The following is a 14,858-nucleotide window of genomic DNA, read 5'->3' on the forward strand; positions in this document are numbered from 1 at the left end:
TATCTGGATACACGTTTTACCCCTGGACCTGGTTCGGGCCGATTCCCGACATTGCCCAAGAATTTCGCAAGAAGACACGTTCCCCCAAGAGCCACAAAGAAGGTAGGACACCGTGAACCCGGTTATCAAAAAATTCCAGTTCGGTCAGTCGACCGTTACCCTCGAGACAGGCCGTATCGCCCGTCAAGCCTCCGGCGCAGTGCTGGTTACCGTTGACGACGACGTTACCGTTCTGGTGACCGTGGTTGGCGCCAAGACCGCTGACCCGAGCAAAGGCTTCTTCCCTCTGTCCGTTCACTACCAGGAAAAGACTTACGCTGCCGGTAAGATCCCTGGCGGTTTCTTCAAGCGCGAAGGCCGTCCTTCCGAGAAAGAAACCCTGACTTCCCGACTGATCGACCGTCCGATCCGTCCGCTGTTCCCAGAAGGCTTCATGAACGAAGTGCAGGTTGTCTGCACCGTCGTTTCCACCAGCAAGAAGACCGATCCGGACATCGCTGCGATGATCGGTACCTCGGCTGCCCTGGCCATCTCCGGCATTCCTTTCGATGGCCCGATCGGCGCTGCCCGCGTTGCGTTCCACGAAAGCACCGGCTACCTGCTGAACCCGACTTACGAGCAACTTAAAGCATCGAGCCTGGACATGGTCGTTGCCGGTACGTCGGAAGCCGTATTGATGGTTGAATCGGAAGCCAAAGAGCTGACCGAAGACCAGATGCTGGGCGCCGTGCTGTTCGCCCACGACGAGTTCCAGGCTGTCATCAAGGCTGTCACCGAGCTGGCTGCCGAAGCGGCCAAGCCAACCTGGACCTGGGCGCCACAAGCTGAAGCCACCGAACTGCTGGGCGCTATCCGCTCCGAGTTCGGCGCTGCCATCTCCGACGCCTACACCATCACCGTCAAGGCCGACCGTTACGCTCGCCTGGGCGAGCTGAAAGACCAGGTTGTGGCCAAGCTGTCCGGTGAAGAAGGCCAGCCTTCCGCCAGCGACGTCAAAGCGGCTTTCGGCGAGATCGAATACCGCACCGTTCGCGAAAACATCGTAAACGGCAAGCCACGCATCGACGGCCGCGACACCCGCACCGTACGTCCGCTGAACATCGAAGTTGGTGTTCTGCCGAAGACTCACGGTTCGGCGCTGTTCACCCGTGGTGAAACCCAGGCCCTGGTGGTCGCGACCCTGGGTACTGCCCGTGACGCGCAGCTGCTGGACACCCTGGAAGGCGAGAAAAAAGACCCGTTCATGCTGCACTACAACTTCCCTCCGTTCTCGGTGGGCGAGTGTGGTCGCATGGGTGGCGCTGGTCGTCGCGAAATCGGCCACGGCCGTCTGGCGCGCCGTTCGGTACAGGCCATGCTGCCTGCTGCTGACGTGTTCCCTTACACCATTCGTGTTGTGTCGGAAATCACCGAATCCAACGGTTCCAGCTCCATGGCTTCCGTTTGCGGTGCTTCCCTGGCGCTGATGGACGCCGGTGTGCCGATGAAGGCGCCGGTTGCCGGTATCGCCATGGGCCTGGTTAAAGAAGGCGAGAAGTTCGCCATCCTGACCGACATCCTGGGTGACGAAGACCACCTGGGCGACATGGACTTCAAAGTAGCCGGTACCGCCAAAGGTGTGACCGCGCTGCAGATGGACATCAAGATCAAGGGTATCACCGAAGAGATCATGGAAATCGCCCTGGGCCAAGCCCTGGAAGCGCGCCTGAACATCCTCGGCCAGATGAACCAGATCATTGGTCAGTCCCGTACCGAGCTGTCGGAAAATGCTCCGACCATGATCGCGATGAAAATCGACACCGACAAAATCCGTGATGTCATCGGTAAAGGCGGCGCGACCATCCGTGCGATCTGCGAAGAAACCAAGGCTTCGATCGATATCGAAGACGACGGCTCCATCAAGATCTTCGGCGAAACCAAGGAAGCGGCTGAAGCTGCACGTCAGCGCGTACTGGGCATCACCGCTGAGGCCGAGATCGGCAAGATCTACGTCGGTAAGGTTGAGCGCATCGTCGACTTCGGCGCATTCGTGAACATCCTGCCGGGCAAAGACGGTCTGGTTCACATCTCCATGCTGAGCGACGCTCGCGTTGAGAAAGTGACCGACATCCTGAAAGAAGGCCAGGAAGTCGAAGTACTGGTATTGGACGTGGACAACCGCGGCCGTATCAAGCTGTCCATCAAGGACGTCGCAGCAGCCAAGGCGTCGGGCGTTTAATCAACCCCAGGCTTCACGCTGAAAAAAGGACCCCTCGGGGTCCTTTTTTTATGGGAGCGGGAAAGTGAAGGGAAATCAGCCATTTACCCGGAGTCAAAAGCCGCAACTTGCATGCAGGCACGATGGGCTTCATGCAAGTTGCACGATTTCGAAAATTGCGTGTTTTTATAAGTTATTGATTTATATGGATTTAAATGTCTTTCGCGACTTGGCACACTGCCTGCAATATCCCTGTTAACGCTGCAGCATCAAGGTTCATGTGCTGCGGACTTTTAATAAAACAGGAGTTACTCGTATGAAGAAGTTCGCTCTCGCTACTGCTACCGCTCTGACTCTGGCCATGGGTGCTAACGTAGCCTTTGCTCAGACTTCCCAAGCCCCTATGACTTTGGCGGCTGGTGAAGCGACCAAGGCTAAAGAAAGCGTTTCGGATACTTGGATCACCACCAAAGTTAAATCCGATCTGCTGACCGAGAAAGGCATTCCAGGCTCGGACATCAAGGTTGAAACCAACAAAGGCGTGGTTTCCCTGTCGTCCACAGTCGCTATCTCTGATTCGCAGAAAGCCACTGCCGTAGCGATCACCAAGAAAATCAAAGGTGTAACCGCCGTATCCGCTGATGGCCTGATGGCTGGCGGTGCTACCAAGGCTGACGGCATCGACAAGACCAAGGGCGCCGCTGCCAGCGCTAAAGAGTCGACCTCTGATACCTGGATCACCACCAAAGTGAAAGCTGATCTGGTAACCGAGAAAGGCATTCCTGGCACCGACATCAAAGTCGAAACCAACAAAGGTGTAGTTTCCCTGTCTTCGGCTGTAGCAGTCACTGAAGCCCAGAAAACCACCGCGGTGAACATCACCAAGAAAATCAAAGGCGTTAAAGCTGTATCGGCCGATGGCCTGAAGGCAGAGTAATGCTTAAGGATTCGTCTTGAACTAGACGGCGGCGGCTTAAGGTGAGTTAGATATCCACCCAATGCACCTCTGGAGTTCATGCGACCGACCACACGGATGTGGTCATTACAGGCCCCGGCATTCGTGTCGGGGCCTGTTCTATTTGAGGTTGGATAAAAAAACTTCATCACAACAGATATCCCATGTGGGAGCGGGCTTGCCCGCGAAAGCGTCGTGTCAGCTAACCGATGGGTCGACTGATTCACCGCATTCGCGGGCAAGCCCGCTCCCACAGTTGGATGAGGTGCTGAGGAGGTTACTCAGCATCCAGATGCATCGGGGTCACCACCCGGCCATCTTTCTCCGCCTGTCCCAGGTTCGCATCAATGAAGTACACCCGTTCATCTTCAAGCTGCCCCTTGTCCACCAAGTAGTCCTTGATCGTGCTGGCGCGGTCCTGACCCAGTTGACGCAGCAAGACGTCACTGGTGCTCCAGAACTTGATCACGCCCTCACGCAGCTTCGCAGAGCGGTCGTCGTTGCTCAGGTCTTTCCACTCTGCTGGCGGTTGTTGCTTCAGGCGGGTGCGATAAATGCCTTCCAGCAACGGCGCTTTCTCTTTCTCCGGTACGACCAACAGCGAGGCCTGGGCCGGGACTTTATCGCCGCGACGCTGCAGGATCTTGTAGTAGTTGTATTGGTATTCACGCTCCAGGCGTTGTGCCGCCAGGAAAGGACCGTCGCTGCTGGCGGCTGCGGTCCCTTCGATTTCCAGGCGCAAGGCTGGGCGTTCTTTCAAGGCTTTGGCCAGGCTGTTCAAGGCGCCTTCGGCATCCTTGCTCAAATCGCTGGAACCTGCAGCGAAGGACACGTTGCCCAAATCCTCAGCACCGCCGCCGGAAATCAGCCCACCAATGAATTTGAAGGGGGCCGTAGCGGCACGTACCACCAGGTTGCGCAGGGTCTGCCACACAATCGGCATCACGCTGAATTGCGGGTTGTTCAAGTCGCCGGTCACCGGCAGCTCGATGGAGATCTTGCCATCGCTGTCCTTGAGCAAGGCAATGGCCAGGCGAATCGGCAGGTCCACGGCGTCCGCGCTGTCGACTTTTTCACCCAGTTGCAGTTGCTCGACCACCACTTTGTTTTCGGCTTTGAGCTGGCCCTTGGTGATCACATAGTGCAGGTCGAGGTTCAGCCGGCCTTTGCGAATACGGAAGCCAGCGAACTTGCCGGAGTAGGGGGTCAGGGTGGTCAGTTCGACACGCTTGAAGCTGGTGGCGATATCCAGCGCGGCCATCGGGTCGAACGGGTTCACGCTGCCCTTGATGGTCACGGGTGCATAGCGGTCCACCTTGCCGTTGATGTTGACGCTGGCCGGCTTGGCCTGGCGACTGTCAATGGTGCCGATCTGGCCGTTGAGCTGTTGGATCGCCGTGGCGAAGTTGGGTGTCAGGCTGAAGTCGGCAAAGTTGGCCGACCCGTCATTGATCGCAATTTGCCCGATGCGAATGCCCAACGGCTTTTCCTTGCTGGCGGGCTTGGATGTTTTGTCGGCGGGTTGCGGGATCAACAGGTCATCGACGTTGGTGGTGCGGTCGTCGTTGATCATGAAGCGCGCATACGGTTGCAGCAGGTTGACCTTGTCGATCGACAGGCTGTCGCCATGCTGGTAGTTCACGCCCTCCAGCACCAGACGCTGCCATTTGACGAAGTCGCGGGTCTTGAGGGTGTCCAGGGTATGCAATTGATCGACTTGCGCACGGCCGGTGACCTGCAGTTTCAGCGGGTCCGCGCTTTTGAGGTTCACATCCAGGTTGCTGCCCAACATGCCGCTGCGCAGTTCCAGGCGAATGAACGGGCTGATATAGGACTGGGCAACCCGCAGGTCGATGTCCTGGGTGTTCACTTTCAGCTTGGCGCTGATCGGGTTGAGGTTCACTTCGCCGGTCGCGAGGATCTTGCCTTGCTTGCCCAGGCCGGTGTCGACCTTCAAGGTGAAGGGGCTCTGGTTGAGGCTGTCGAAGTTCTGTACATCGACATTCAGCGGGCCCAGTTCCAGCGCGACGGCAGGTTTGACCTGGCGGTCGGCCAGGTGCACCTGATAATTGCGCAGCTGTACGTCTTTGAGCAGCACCTGCCAGGGTTTGCTCGGCGCGGCAGGTTCAGGTTTGGGCGAGTCAGCGGTGGCCGGTGCGGTGGCGGGTTCCGCCTTGGCCGGTTTACTCGGTTGACTGGCAAACAGCTTCTGCCAGTCCAGTTGCCCATCGGCCTCGCGGGCGGCCCAGGTTTCGAGCTTGTTGCTGCGGATCTTGCCGACCACCACCTGCTGCTTGGCCAGGTCAACCGTGGTTTCGCTGACGTCCAGGCGCTCCAGACGCGCCAACGGCCGCCCGTCCGGGGCCTTGATTGCAAACGGCGCGATGCTCGCTGCGGTGTTGGTCAGGTTGAGTTCGGTCTCTTTGGCCAGGCTGAACTTATAGTCGGTGCTGAAATTCAATACACCGTCTTCAAGCACCAGCGGCAAGGCATCACGTACATACGGCCACCAGGCTTTCATCTTGCCATCGGTGACTTTCAGGGTGCCCTCGGACATGATCGGCACCAGGCTGAAATTGCCTTTCCAGTCGATTTGCCCGCCTTCAGGGCCTGCGGCCACCAACGTCATGTCGGCGTTGTCTTCGGGCAGGGTGCTGAGGTTTTTCAGCTCGAAGTCGAGTTTGTCGTAGAGGAATTCGATCGGCTCGCTGGGACGCAGATCCTGGAAATGCACATAGCCGCTCGCCAGCTTGATGCGCTCGATGCGCAGCGGGAATGGTTTGGCGTTGGGATCGGCCGGGGTCGGCTCGCTCGGCGGCAGCTTGAACAGTTGCGCCAGGTTCAGTTGGCCCGACTTGTCGAACAGCAGCTCGGTCTTGGGTTTGTCCAACTCGACGTCTGCCAGGTGCAGGGCGCGGGTCCAGAGGCTGTCGATCTGCAGGTTGGCGTAAAGGCGTTCGAAGCCGACTTGTTCCTTGCCGGGTTCACCGATTTGCAGGCCCCACACGGTCAGCTCCAGGCTGAACGGGTTGAGCTCGATGCGCTCGATGCGCGCGGGCACGGTAGCGTAATGGGCCAACTGTTGGTTGGCGATGCGAAGCGCAATGCCGGGCAAAATCAAAAAGCCCAGCAAGCTGTACAGAGCCAGAGCAGTCAACAAGGCGCCGACGGCGCGAATCAATCCTTTGGGCATGGGTGACGCCATCTGTGTCGAACGAGAGTGCCTTGGAGTATGGCACGGGTTTTCGGTTCCGAAGAACAGGCTCCGTTGGGATAACTCCTACAGTTGCAGGATCAGGGTTTTCAACGGCGGCTGCTGGTCACGGGACGGGAAGTCGGCGCCCGGTGTCATGACGGTCCACTCGCGGACCGGTCGACCGGCTTTTTCGGCGCAGCGCAGTACCTGTTCACGCCAGTCATCCATGCTGACCTTCGCCAGGTTGTTGCAGCAGATCAGCACGCCGTCGTCGGCGGTGGCCAGCAATGCCGGCTTGAGCAGGCTCTGGTAGTCGCGCAACAGGTCAACGGTGCCGAAGGCGCTCTTGGCCCAGGCCGGAGGGTCGAGCAGTACCAGGTCGTATTGACGCTGCTCCAGGCGCGGGTAGCTCGGCAACTTCTGGCCGCGCCGCTGAGTGATCGGCAGCCCCGCCAATTGGCGAATCGCCGGGAAGTAGTCGGACTGCACGAATTCCATGGTGGGCAATTGCGGGTTCAACAGGCCGTTTTCGCGCCCGACCGCCAGGTTGCCCTCGGCAAAGTCCAGGTTGCACACCTCGCGGGCGCCCCCGGCTGCCGCGCTCAAGCCCACGCCGCAGGTGTAGGCAAACAAGTTCAGCACGCTCTTGCCGGCGCTGTGGGCCTTGACCCAGCCGCGCGTGTTGCGCAAGTCGAGGAACAGCAGCGGGTCTTGCCCGGCATGCCGACCGCGCACACGGTAGTTGAGGCCCCACTCCTGGCCGACCAGGTCCTCCAAGGCCGCGGGTTCGGCGCGGTACACCGTGTCTTCACGGTCGATCCGCGAATTGCCACGGGAGCGGTCGTTGTAGACCAGCAACAATTCCAGGCCCATGTACTGATTGATCAGTTGATGCAGGTCCAGCAGGTCGGCGGTTTCCAGCGACTGGTGGAAGCTTTGCACCAGCAGTTGCGGGCCATAGCGGTCGATGGTCAGGCCTCCAGCGCCCTCCTGGCTGCCGTGGAACAACCGGTAGCAGTCGGTGCCTTGGGCGTGCAGCTCGTTGATCAGGTCTTGGCGATAGTCGAGGGCGGCGCGCAGCGCCTGATTCAGAGGAGACATGGAGCGCGCCTTGCTGGGAAAAGAGGGCGCGAAGTTTAACAGTTATGCGGCGTTGCCTACATCAACCCCATCCGCCGATGGGCGCGCTGCACTGAACCATTGCGCATGGCCCAGCGCAGCAGTGGCGCACTGCGTTTTACCCCGGCGCGGATCATCTGGCGCTGCAACGGGCTTTGGTGCTGTTCGAGCAGGGTGCTCGCCCATTCCGGCAGCAGATCGATCCCGGCCTGCATCATCAAGCTGCCAAAGGGCTTGGCCAGGGTGCTAGGGGCGGGCGCATTGACCAGCAGGCGCAACACTTCGCGACTGCGCTCATCGCACAACAGTTGAGGGCGGATACGCTCCAGATAATCCGAAACGTCCTGCCGTGAACGGGGAACATGCCGCGCGCCCAGGCGTTCAGCCACCAAGGCGATTTCGCTGTAGTAGCGGTCCTGATCCCGCCCCGAGAGATGAGGGTTGCGATAGCGCAGGTGCGCCGCCAGAAAATTGCTGACTTCCGCCACGTGCACCCAGGTCAGCAACTCTGGGTCGCTGGCCGCGTAAGGTCGCCCATCCGGTGCGTGGCCGACCACTTGCAAGTGAATGGTGCGCACTTTTTCGATCAGCCATTCGGCGTCTTTGCGGGAGCCGAAGGTGGTGCCGGAGATGAACTGCGAGGTGCGCCGCAAACGCCCGAGCATGTCCTGGCGGAAATTCGAATGGTCCCACACACCCGCCAGGGCCAGTGGGTGCAAGGCTTGCAACATCAAGGCGCTGATGCCGCCGATCAACATGCTGCTGAAGTCGCCATGCACTTGCCAGCTCACCGAGTCGGGCCCGAACAGGCCAGGATCGCCCTTGGGGTTTTCCAGGTCCAGTTGGCCCAGTGACAAGCCGGTGAGGCTCATCAACTGGGTTTCGATACGGCTGCGGATAAATTCCATGGCGACTCAAGGGTTCCTATCGGTTCAGGCGTTTGTCGATCAGGCCGTCCACCACGCTCGGGTCGGCCAGGGTCGAGGTGTCGCCCAGGCTGTCGAGTTCGTTGCAGGCGATCTTGCGCAAGATACGCCGCATGATCTTGCCGGAGCGGGTTTTTGGCAGGGCTGGCGCCCATTGGATCAGTTCCGGCTTGGCAAAGCTGCCGATTTCCTTGCTGACCAGTTCCAGCAGGTGTTTTTTCAGTGTGTCGCTGGGTTCTACGCCATTCATGGGGGTGACGAAGGCATAGATGCCCTGGCCTTTGACGTCATGGGGGTAACCCACCACTGCGGCCTCAGCGACCTGGTCGTGCAGCACCAGTGCGCTTTCCACTTCGGCGGTGCCGATACGGTGGCCGGACACGTTGATCACATCATCGATGCGCCCGGTGATCCAGTAGTCGCCGTCCTCATCGCGGCGAGCGCCATCGCCGGTGAAGTAGTAGCCGGGGTAGGGCTTGAAGTAGGTATCGATCATGCGCTGCGGGTCGCCGTAGACACTGCGGATCTGCCCGGGCCAACTGGCCTTGATCGCCAATACGCCGCTGCCAGCCCCGTGCAGCACCTTGCCGTGCTCATCCAACAGCACCGGCTGCACGCCGAACATCGGTTGGGTGGCGCAACCGGGCTTGATGCGCTGTGCGCTGACCAAGGGGCTGAGCATGATGCCGCCCGTCTCGGTCTGCCACCAGGTGTCGACAATGGGGCAACGCTGCTCGCCCACGGCATTGAAATACCAGTCCCAGGCTTCCGGGTTGATCGGTTCACCGACGCTGCCCAACAGCCGCAGGCTTGCACGGGAAGTGTTTTCCAGCGGGCCGTGGCCCTCACGCATCAAGGCGCGCAAGGCGGTGGGCGCGGTGTAGAAGATGTTCACCTGGTGTTTGTCGATCACTTGCCAGAAGCGCGAGCTGTCCGGGTAGCTGGGCACGCCTTCGAACATCAGCGAGGTGGCGCCATTGGCCAGCGGGCCGTACACGATATAGCTGTGGCCGGTGACCCAGCCCACGTCGGCGGTGCACCAGAACACTTCGCCGTCGCGGTAGTCGAGCACGTACTTGAAGGTCATCGCCGCCTGCAGAAGATAGCCACCGGTGGTGTGCAGCACGCCCTTGGGTTTGCCGGTGCTGCCGGAGGTGTAGAGGATGAACAGCGGGTCTTCGGCGTCCATTGGCTCGGGCGGGCAGTCGTCGCTCGCCGCCTCCACGGCGGGCTGATACTTGAGGTCGCGGCCTTCGCTCCAGCCGACGGCCGCCCCGGTGCGCTCCACCACCAGTACGGTGCTCACATTCGGGCAACTGGTCAGTGCCTTGTCGACGTTCTGTTTCAGCGCCACCGGCTTGCCGCCGCGCACGCCTTCATCGGCGGTGATCACGGTGCGGCAGTCGGCGTCGAGAATGCGGTCGCGCAAGGCGTCGGGCGAGAACCCGCCAAACACCACGGAATGCACCGCACCAATACGCGTACAGGCCAGCATCGCGTAGGCTGCTTCCGGAATCATTGGCATATAGATGCACACGCGGTCGCCTTTCTTCACGCCACGGCTTTTCAGCACATTGGCGAGGCGGCATACGTTTTGGTGCAGTTGGCGGTAGGTGATTTTGGATGATGTTGTCGGGTCATCGCCTTCCCAGATGAAGGCCGGTTGATCGGCACGTTGTGCCAGGTGACGGTCGATGCAGTTGTAACTGACGTTCAGTTGGCCACCGGCAAACCATTGCGCTGCGCCGGTCTTGATGTCCGAACGTTGAACGGTGTGCCAGGGTTTGATCCAGTCGAGGAAGCCCTTGGCCTGTTCGGCCCAGAAGGTGTCGGGCTGTTCGATGGATTGGTGATAGAGGCGCTTGTAGTCCTCTTGGCTGAGCTGCGCAGCTCGGCGGACGGCATCGGCGGTGGGAAACGAGCTGATATCGAACATGAGCGGTCCTTATTCTTGTTTTAGGGACAAGAGGGGAGCGCCCTGTGTAGGAGCCGGCAAGCCGGCTCCTACACAGGGCGGTGTGCTCCCGCCATTTCAGACCATCAGTGTAGTGCCGATCCCTTAGCCGCGGTGACGACCACGGAAGTAGTTGATCAGGCCCTGGGTCGAAGCGTCCTCAGCCGAGGTTTCTTCGGCGCCGGTCAGGCGGTTGTACACGCCTTTGCCCAGCTCTTTACCCAGCTCCACACCCCATTGGTCGAAGGCGTTGATACCCCAGATCACGCTCTGCACAAACACTTTGTGTTCATACATGGCGACCAGTGCGCCCAAGCGACGCGGGCTGATGCGCTCAACCACCAGAGTGTTGCTCGGACGGTTGCCCGGGATCACCTTGTGCGGGGCCAGCTTCTGCACTTCGGCTTCCGGGATGCCCTTGTCGCGCAACTCGGCTTCGGCTTCGGCGCGGGTCTTGCCGAGCATCAGCGCCTGGCTCTGGGACAGGCAGTTGGCGTACAGCCACTGGTGGTGGTCAGAGACCGGGTTGAAGCTGACGATCGGCACGATGAAGTCGGCCGGGATCAGTTGGGTCCCTTGGTGCAGCAACTGGTGGTACGCGTGCTGGCCGTTGCAGCCGACGCCGCCCCAGATCACCGGGCCGGTATCGGTGGACACGGGCGTGCCGTCCTGGCGCACGCTCTTGCCGTTGGATTCCATGTCCAGTTGTTGCAGGTGCTTGGTGATGTTACGCAGGTAGTGGTCGTACGGCAGGATCGCGTGGCTCTGCGCGCCCCAGAAGTTGCCGTACCACACGCCCAGCAGGCCCAGCAGTACGGGCATGTTCTGTTCGAACGGCGCGTTCTGGAAGTGCTGGTCCATGGTGTAGGCACCGGACAGCAGCTCCTTGAAGTTGGACATGCCGATGGCCAGCGCGATGGGCAAGCCGATGGCCGACCACAGCGAGTAACGGCCGCCAACCCAGTCCCACATCGGGAAGATGTTTTCTTCGCGGATACCGAACGCCACGGCCGCGGCGTTGTTGCTCGATACCGCGATGAAGTGGCGGTACAGCTCGGCTTCCGAGCCACCCTGGGCCAGGTACCAGGCACGGGCGGCCTGGGCGTTCTTCAGGGTTTCCAGGGTGTTGAAGGATTTCGACGAGACGATGAACAGCGTGGTCTCGGCGCGCAGCTTCATGGTCAGCTCGTGGAACTCACTGCCGTCGATGTTCGCCAGGTAGTGGCAGCGCACGCCTTTATGGGCGTAGGACAACAGCGCTTCGGACACCAGCTCCGGGCCGAGGAACGAACCACCGATGCCGATGTTCACCACGTCGGTGATCGGCTTCTCGGTGTAGCCACGCCACAGGCCGTCGTGGATACGGCCGACCAAGTCAGTGATCTGGTTCAGCACCTTGTGCACGTCCGGCATGATGTTCACGCCGTTGACCGACAGCTTGTCGCCCACTGGGCGGCGCAAGGCGGTGTGCAGGGCAGGGCGGCCCTCGGAAGAGTTGACCGGCTCGCCTGCATACAGCGAGTTAATCGCATCTTTAAGACCGACTTCCTTGGCCAAACCCACCAGCAAGTCGCGGGTTTCGCTGGTGATCAGGTTTTTCGAGTAATCGAGGAAAAGTCCGCAGCTGCTCAAGGTGAACTGGGAGAAACGCTGAGGATCGGCATTGAACGCTTCGCGCATGCTGAAATCCTGCATGGCTTGGCGATGTTGATTGAGCGCTTGCCAGGCGGGCAGAGCGGTAACGTCATGAGGAGTGCGGTAGTACGCCATCGCTGCGGGTTTCCTTTTATTACGGGGACTGCCTTTAGGACACTTCAAAGTCCGGAACGTCCTGCTTTGTTCAAGCGGCCGACCCCGGACAGCGCTAACCAAGAGCGCAGGGCGATTACATTAAACCTAGCGTGTGAATATGTCTTGGCTTTGTCTGCGCTGTAGCCGGTACTTTTTTATACCGGCACAGCGGGCAGGGCAACAGGCGTGCTGTTTTTGAGGTGGGAAAAGGCGGGGAGTGTCAGGCCAGGTTCAGGTGCAGGTTGTCGATCAGCCGCGTGGCGCCCAAGTAGGCGGCCACCAGGATCACGATGTCGCGGTCCTCGGCCGTGGCGGGGCGCAGGTGCACGCCTTGGCGAACTTCCAGGTAGTCGAGGCGCAAGCCGGCGGCTTCGATCTGCTGGACCTGATCGGCGCGCAGCTTGGCGAAATCATGCTCACCGGCTTTGATCGCCTCGGCAATCTGGCTGAGGCTGCGGTACAGCACTGGGGCAATGGCGCGCTGCTCTTCGGTGAGGTAACCATTGCGCGACGACAGCGCAAGGCCGTCGTCGGCGCGCACGGTGGGCTCGCCGATGATCTGGATCGGCATGTTCAGGTCATGGACCATGGCGCGGATCACCGCCAGTTGCTGGTAGTCCTTCAGGCCAAACACGGCCATGTCCGGCTGGACCATGTTGAACAGCTTGCTCACCACTGTCGCCACGCCCTCGAAATGCCCAGGGCGGCTGGCGCCGCACAGGCCTTCGGAGAGTTGCGGCACGCTGACCCGCGTCTGGCCGGTCATGCCGCCGGGGTACATCTCTTCGACGGTGGGCGCGAACAGCAGGTTGCAGCCGGCTTGCAGCAGCTTTTCCTGGTCGGCCGCCAAGGTACGCGGGTACTTGTCCAGGTCTTCGCCAGCGCCGAACTGCAGCGGGTTGACGAAGATGCTCGCCACCACGAAGTCCGCCTGTTGCGCAGCCTTGGTCACCAGGGTGGCGTGGCCGCTGTGCAGGTTGCCCATGGTGGGCACAAAGCCAATGCGTTTGCCGGCGCTGCGGGCGTGGGCCACGGCAGCCCGCAATTCACGTACGGTTTTTACGGTGTTCATGCAGAGAATCCGTGTTCGACGCCAGGGAAGGTAACGGCTTTGACTTCAGCGACGTAGGCGCTCAAGGCGGCATGGATGCTGTCCTGGCCGGCCATGAAGTTCTTCACGAACTTGGGTACGCGGCCGCTGATCGACAGGCCGAGCATGTCATGCACCACCAGCACTTGGCCGTCGGTGGCCGAACCTGCGCCAATGCCGATGACCGGCACTTTGACGGCCTGGGTGATTTCGGCGGCGAGTTCGCTGGGCACGCATTCGAGCAGGATCATTGCGGCGCCGGCTTGCTCCAGGGCAATCGCGTCGGCACGCATCTGGCGCGCCTGGGCCTCGTTGCGACCTTGAACTTTGTAGCCGCCGAGGATGTTTACCGACTGCGGCGTCAGGCCCATATGCGCACACACCGGCACGCCACGTTCCGCCAGCAGGCGGATGGACTCGGCGAGCCACACGGCGCCTTCCACTTTGATCATGTGCGCACCGGCTTGCATCAGCTTGCCGGCGTTCTGAAAGGTCTGTTCGAGTGTTGCGTAACCCATGAACGGCAGGTCAGCAATGATGAACGCACCGTCGTTGCCGCGTTTGACGCTGGCGGTGTGGTAAGCGAGGTCATCGGTCGTAACAGGCAGGGTGCTGTCATTCCCTTGAAGAACCATGCCCAGGGAGTCACCCACCAGCAACACCTCCACGCCCGCCTGGCAACTGGCGTGGGCGAAGGTGGCGTCGTAGCAGGTCAGCATGGTGATTTTTTCACCTTTGAGCTTGAGGCTCTGCAAGGTGGTCAGGGTAATGTCTGGCATGAAAAGGGTCCTCGTTCAGGCGCTTGGAAACAGCGAGTAACGCGCGTGAGTCTTCGTTTATACAGGCGCACTGTCTTGAGAGCAGTGCTTATAAGGCCTGGATTGCGCCCTTAAGCGCCGTGTTGACGGCAGCGGGACGCCTATAGTCGTGATGGGGACACGGGAAGTCAATTGGATGTGTTACCGCATTGTTACGACGGCGGTGTTACCGCTGTTACTGACGCGATTCAGCAACTTCAGCGGCGTTTTCAGGCTACATGGGATCAAAATGTGGGAGCTGGCTTGCCTGCGATGCAGGCGCCTCGGTCTTTCAGTGAGGCCGAGGTGATGCTATCGCAGGCAAGCCAGCTCCCACATTGACCGAGTCAGTCTTGGGGCAGGCGTTCCAGGCCGACGAATGGGCACGCGGCCAACAGGTCGCTGAGTCGCTGACCGTCGGGTAGTTGCAGCGTGGCGGGGGCCAGTTCGGCCAGCGGATATAGCACAAAGGCCCGCAGGTGCATCTGGTAATGCGGCACCTTCAGGCGCGGCTCCTCGATGAGGCGATCACCAAACAGCAGGATATCCAGGTCCAGGGTGCGTGGGCCCCACCGTTCAAGGCGTTCGCGGCCCTGATCGTTCTCGATGGCTTGCAGGGCATCGAGCATCTCCAGCGGCGCGAGGCTGCTGTCCAAGGCGGCCACCGCGTTGGTGTAGCGCGGTTGGCCCGGGAGCAGGGAGTCACTTTGGTAGAAGGCCGACACGCCGGCGACGGTTGTGCCGGGCAACTGCGCCAGTGCTTCGATGGCACTGCGCAATTGCTGGTCCGGGGCAGCCAGGTTGCTGCCCATGCCGATGTAGATGCGTTCCAC

Annotated in this window: 10 protein-coding genes; 2 read left to right on the forward strand and 8 right to left on the reverse strand. The window is 60.5% G+C overall.

From position 1 onward, the window contains the following. Positions 1-112 precede the first annotated feature (112 nt). Together pnp and M2394_RS26965 are read left to right on the forward strand one after the other, a co-directional pair. On the forward strand, positions 113-2,218 hold the full coding sequence (gene pnp / locus M2394_RS26960; RefSeq protein WP_178919550.1) for a polyribonucleotide nucleotidyltransferase: 2,106 nt from the start codon (positions 113-115) through the stop codon (positions 2,216-2,218). Positions 2,219-2,513: 295 nt separating this feature from the next. Then, positions 2,514-3,134 carry a BON domain-containing protein gene (locus M2394_RS26965; protein ID WP_178919551.1) on the forward strand — a complete coding sequence of 207 codons (621 nt, stop codon included), beginning with the start codon at positions 2,514-2,516 and terminating at the stop codon, positions 3,132-3,134. A gap of 295 nt (positions 3,135-3,429) precedes the next feature. On the opposite strand, the gene M2394_RS26970 is transcribed toward M2394_RS26965, so the two are convergent. From M2394_RS26970 to folK, 8 genes are all read right to left on the reverse strand, one after another. Then, positions 3,430-6,345 carry a DUF748 domain-containing protein gene (locus M2394_RS26970; protein ID WP_259175176.1) on the reverse strand — a complete coding sequence of 972 codons (2,916 nt, stop codon included), beginning with the start codon at positions 6,343-6,345 and terminating at the stop codon, positions 3,430-3,432. An 87-nt stretch (positions 6,346-6,432) separates the two neighbouring features. Then, a complete protein-coding gene (locus tag M2394_RS26975) occupies positions 6,433-7,449 on the reverse strand; it encodes a class I SAM-dependent rRNA methyltransferase (RefSeq protein ID WP_259175177.1) in 1,017 nt (338 codons plus the stop codon). Positions 7,450-7,505: 56 nt separating this feature from the next. Continuing rightward, on the reverse strand, positions 7,506-8,375 hold the full coding sequence (locus tag M2394_RS26980) for an oxygenase MpaB family protein (protein ID WP_178919554.1): 870 nt from the start codon (positions 8,373-8,375) through the stop codon (positions 7,506-7,508). Positions 8,376-8,391: 16 nt separating this feature from the next. After that, positions 8,392-10,329 (reverse strand): acetate--CoA ligase, encoded by a 1,938-nt coding sequence (gene acs / locus M2394_RS26985; RefSeq protein WP_259175178.1) that lies wholly within the window; start codon positions 10,327-10,329, stop codon positions 8,392-8,394. 123 nt (positions 10,330-10,452) lie between these two features. Beyond that, positions 10,453-12,117, reverse strand: a complete 1,665-nt coding sequence (gene pgi, locus M2394_RS26990; protein WP_176998415.1) for a glucose-6-phosphate isomerase — start codon at positions 12,115-12,117, stop codon at positions 10,453-10,455. A 241-nt stretch (positions 12,118-12,358) separates the two neighbouring features. After that, positions 12,359-13,210, reverse strand: coding sequence for a pantoate--beta-alanine ligase (gene panC / locus M2394_RS26995; RefSeq protein WP_259175179.1), 852 nt, complete (start codon positions 13,208-13,210; stop codon positions 12,359-12,361). Continuing rightward, complete coding sequence (panB, locus tag M2394_RS27000; RefSeq protein WP_176998413.1) at positions 13,207-14,007, reverse strand: 3-methyl-2-oxobutanoate hydroxymethyltransferase; 801 nt, start codon at positions 14,005-14,007, stop codon at positions 13,207-13,209. Before panB ends, panC begins: the two co-directional genes overlap by 4 nt. Before the next feature lie 365 nt (positions 14,008-14,372). Further along, positions 14,373-14,858: a 2-amino-4-hydroxy-6-hydroxymethyldihydropteridine diphosphokinase gene (gene folK / locus M2394_RS27005; RefSeq protein WP_259175180.1), complete on the reverse strand. Its 486-nt coding sequence runs from the start codon at positions 14,856-14,858 to the stop codon at positions 14,373-14,375.

Source organism: Pseudomonas sp. BIGb0164, assembly GCF_024810135.1.
In the GTDB taxonomy this organism is placed as follows: Bacteria; Pseudomonadota; Gammaproteobacteria; order Pseudomonadales; family Pseudomonadaceae; genus Aquipseudomonas.

Bases quoted from the DNA above. Each gene is read 5' to 3' on its own strand.
- M2394_RS26980 (WP_178919554.1), bottom strand. From the start codon at position 8,375: ATGGAATTTATCCGCAGCCGTATCGAAACCCAGTTGATGAGCCTCACC.
- panB (WP_176998413.1), bottom strand. From the start codon at position 14,007: ATGCCAGACATTACCCTGACCACCTTGCAGAGCCTCAAGCTCAAAGGT.
- panC (WP_259175179.1), bottom strand. From the start codon at position 13,210: ATGAACACCGTAAAAACCGTACGTGAATTGCGGGCTGCCGTGGCCCAC.
- M2394_RS26975 (WP_259175177.1), bottom strand. From the start codon at position 7,449: ATGTCTCCTCTGAATCAGGCGCTGCGCGCCGCCCTCGACTATCGCCAA.
- pgi (WP_176998415.1), bottom strand. From the start codon at position 12,117: ATGGCGTACTACCGCACTCCTCATGACGTTACCGCTCTGCCCGCCTGG.
- M2394_RS26965 (WP_178919551.1), top strand. From the start codon at position 2,514: ATGAAGAAGTTCGCTCTCGCTACTGCTACCGCTCTGACTCTGGCCATG.
- M2394_RS26970 (WP_259175176.1), bottom strand. From the start codon at position 6,345: ATGCCCAAAGGATTGATTCGCGCCGTCGGCGCCTTGTTGACTGCTCTG.
- acs (WP_259175178.1), bottom strand. From the start codon at position 10,329: ATGTTCGATATCAGCTCGTTTCCCACCGCCGATGCCGTCCGCCGAGCT.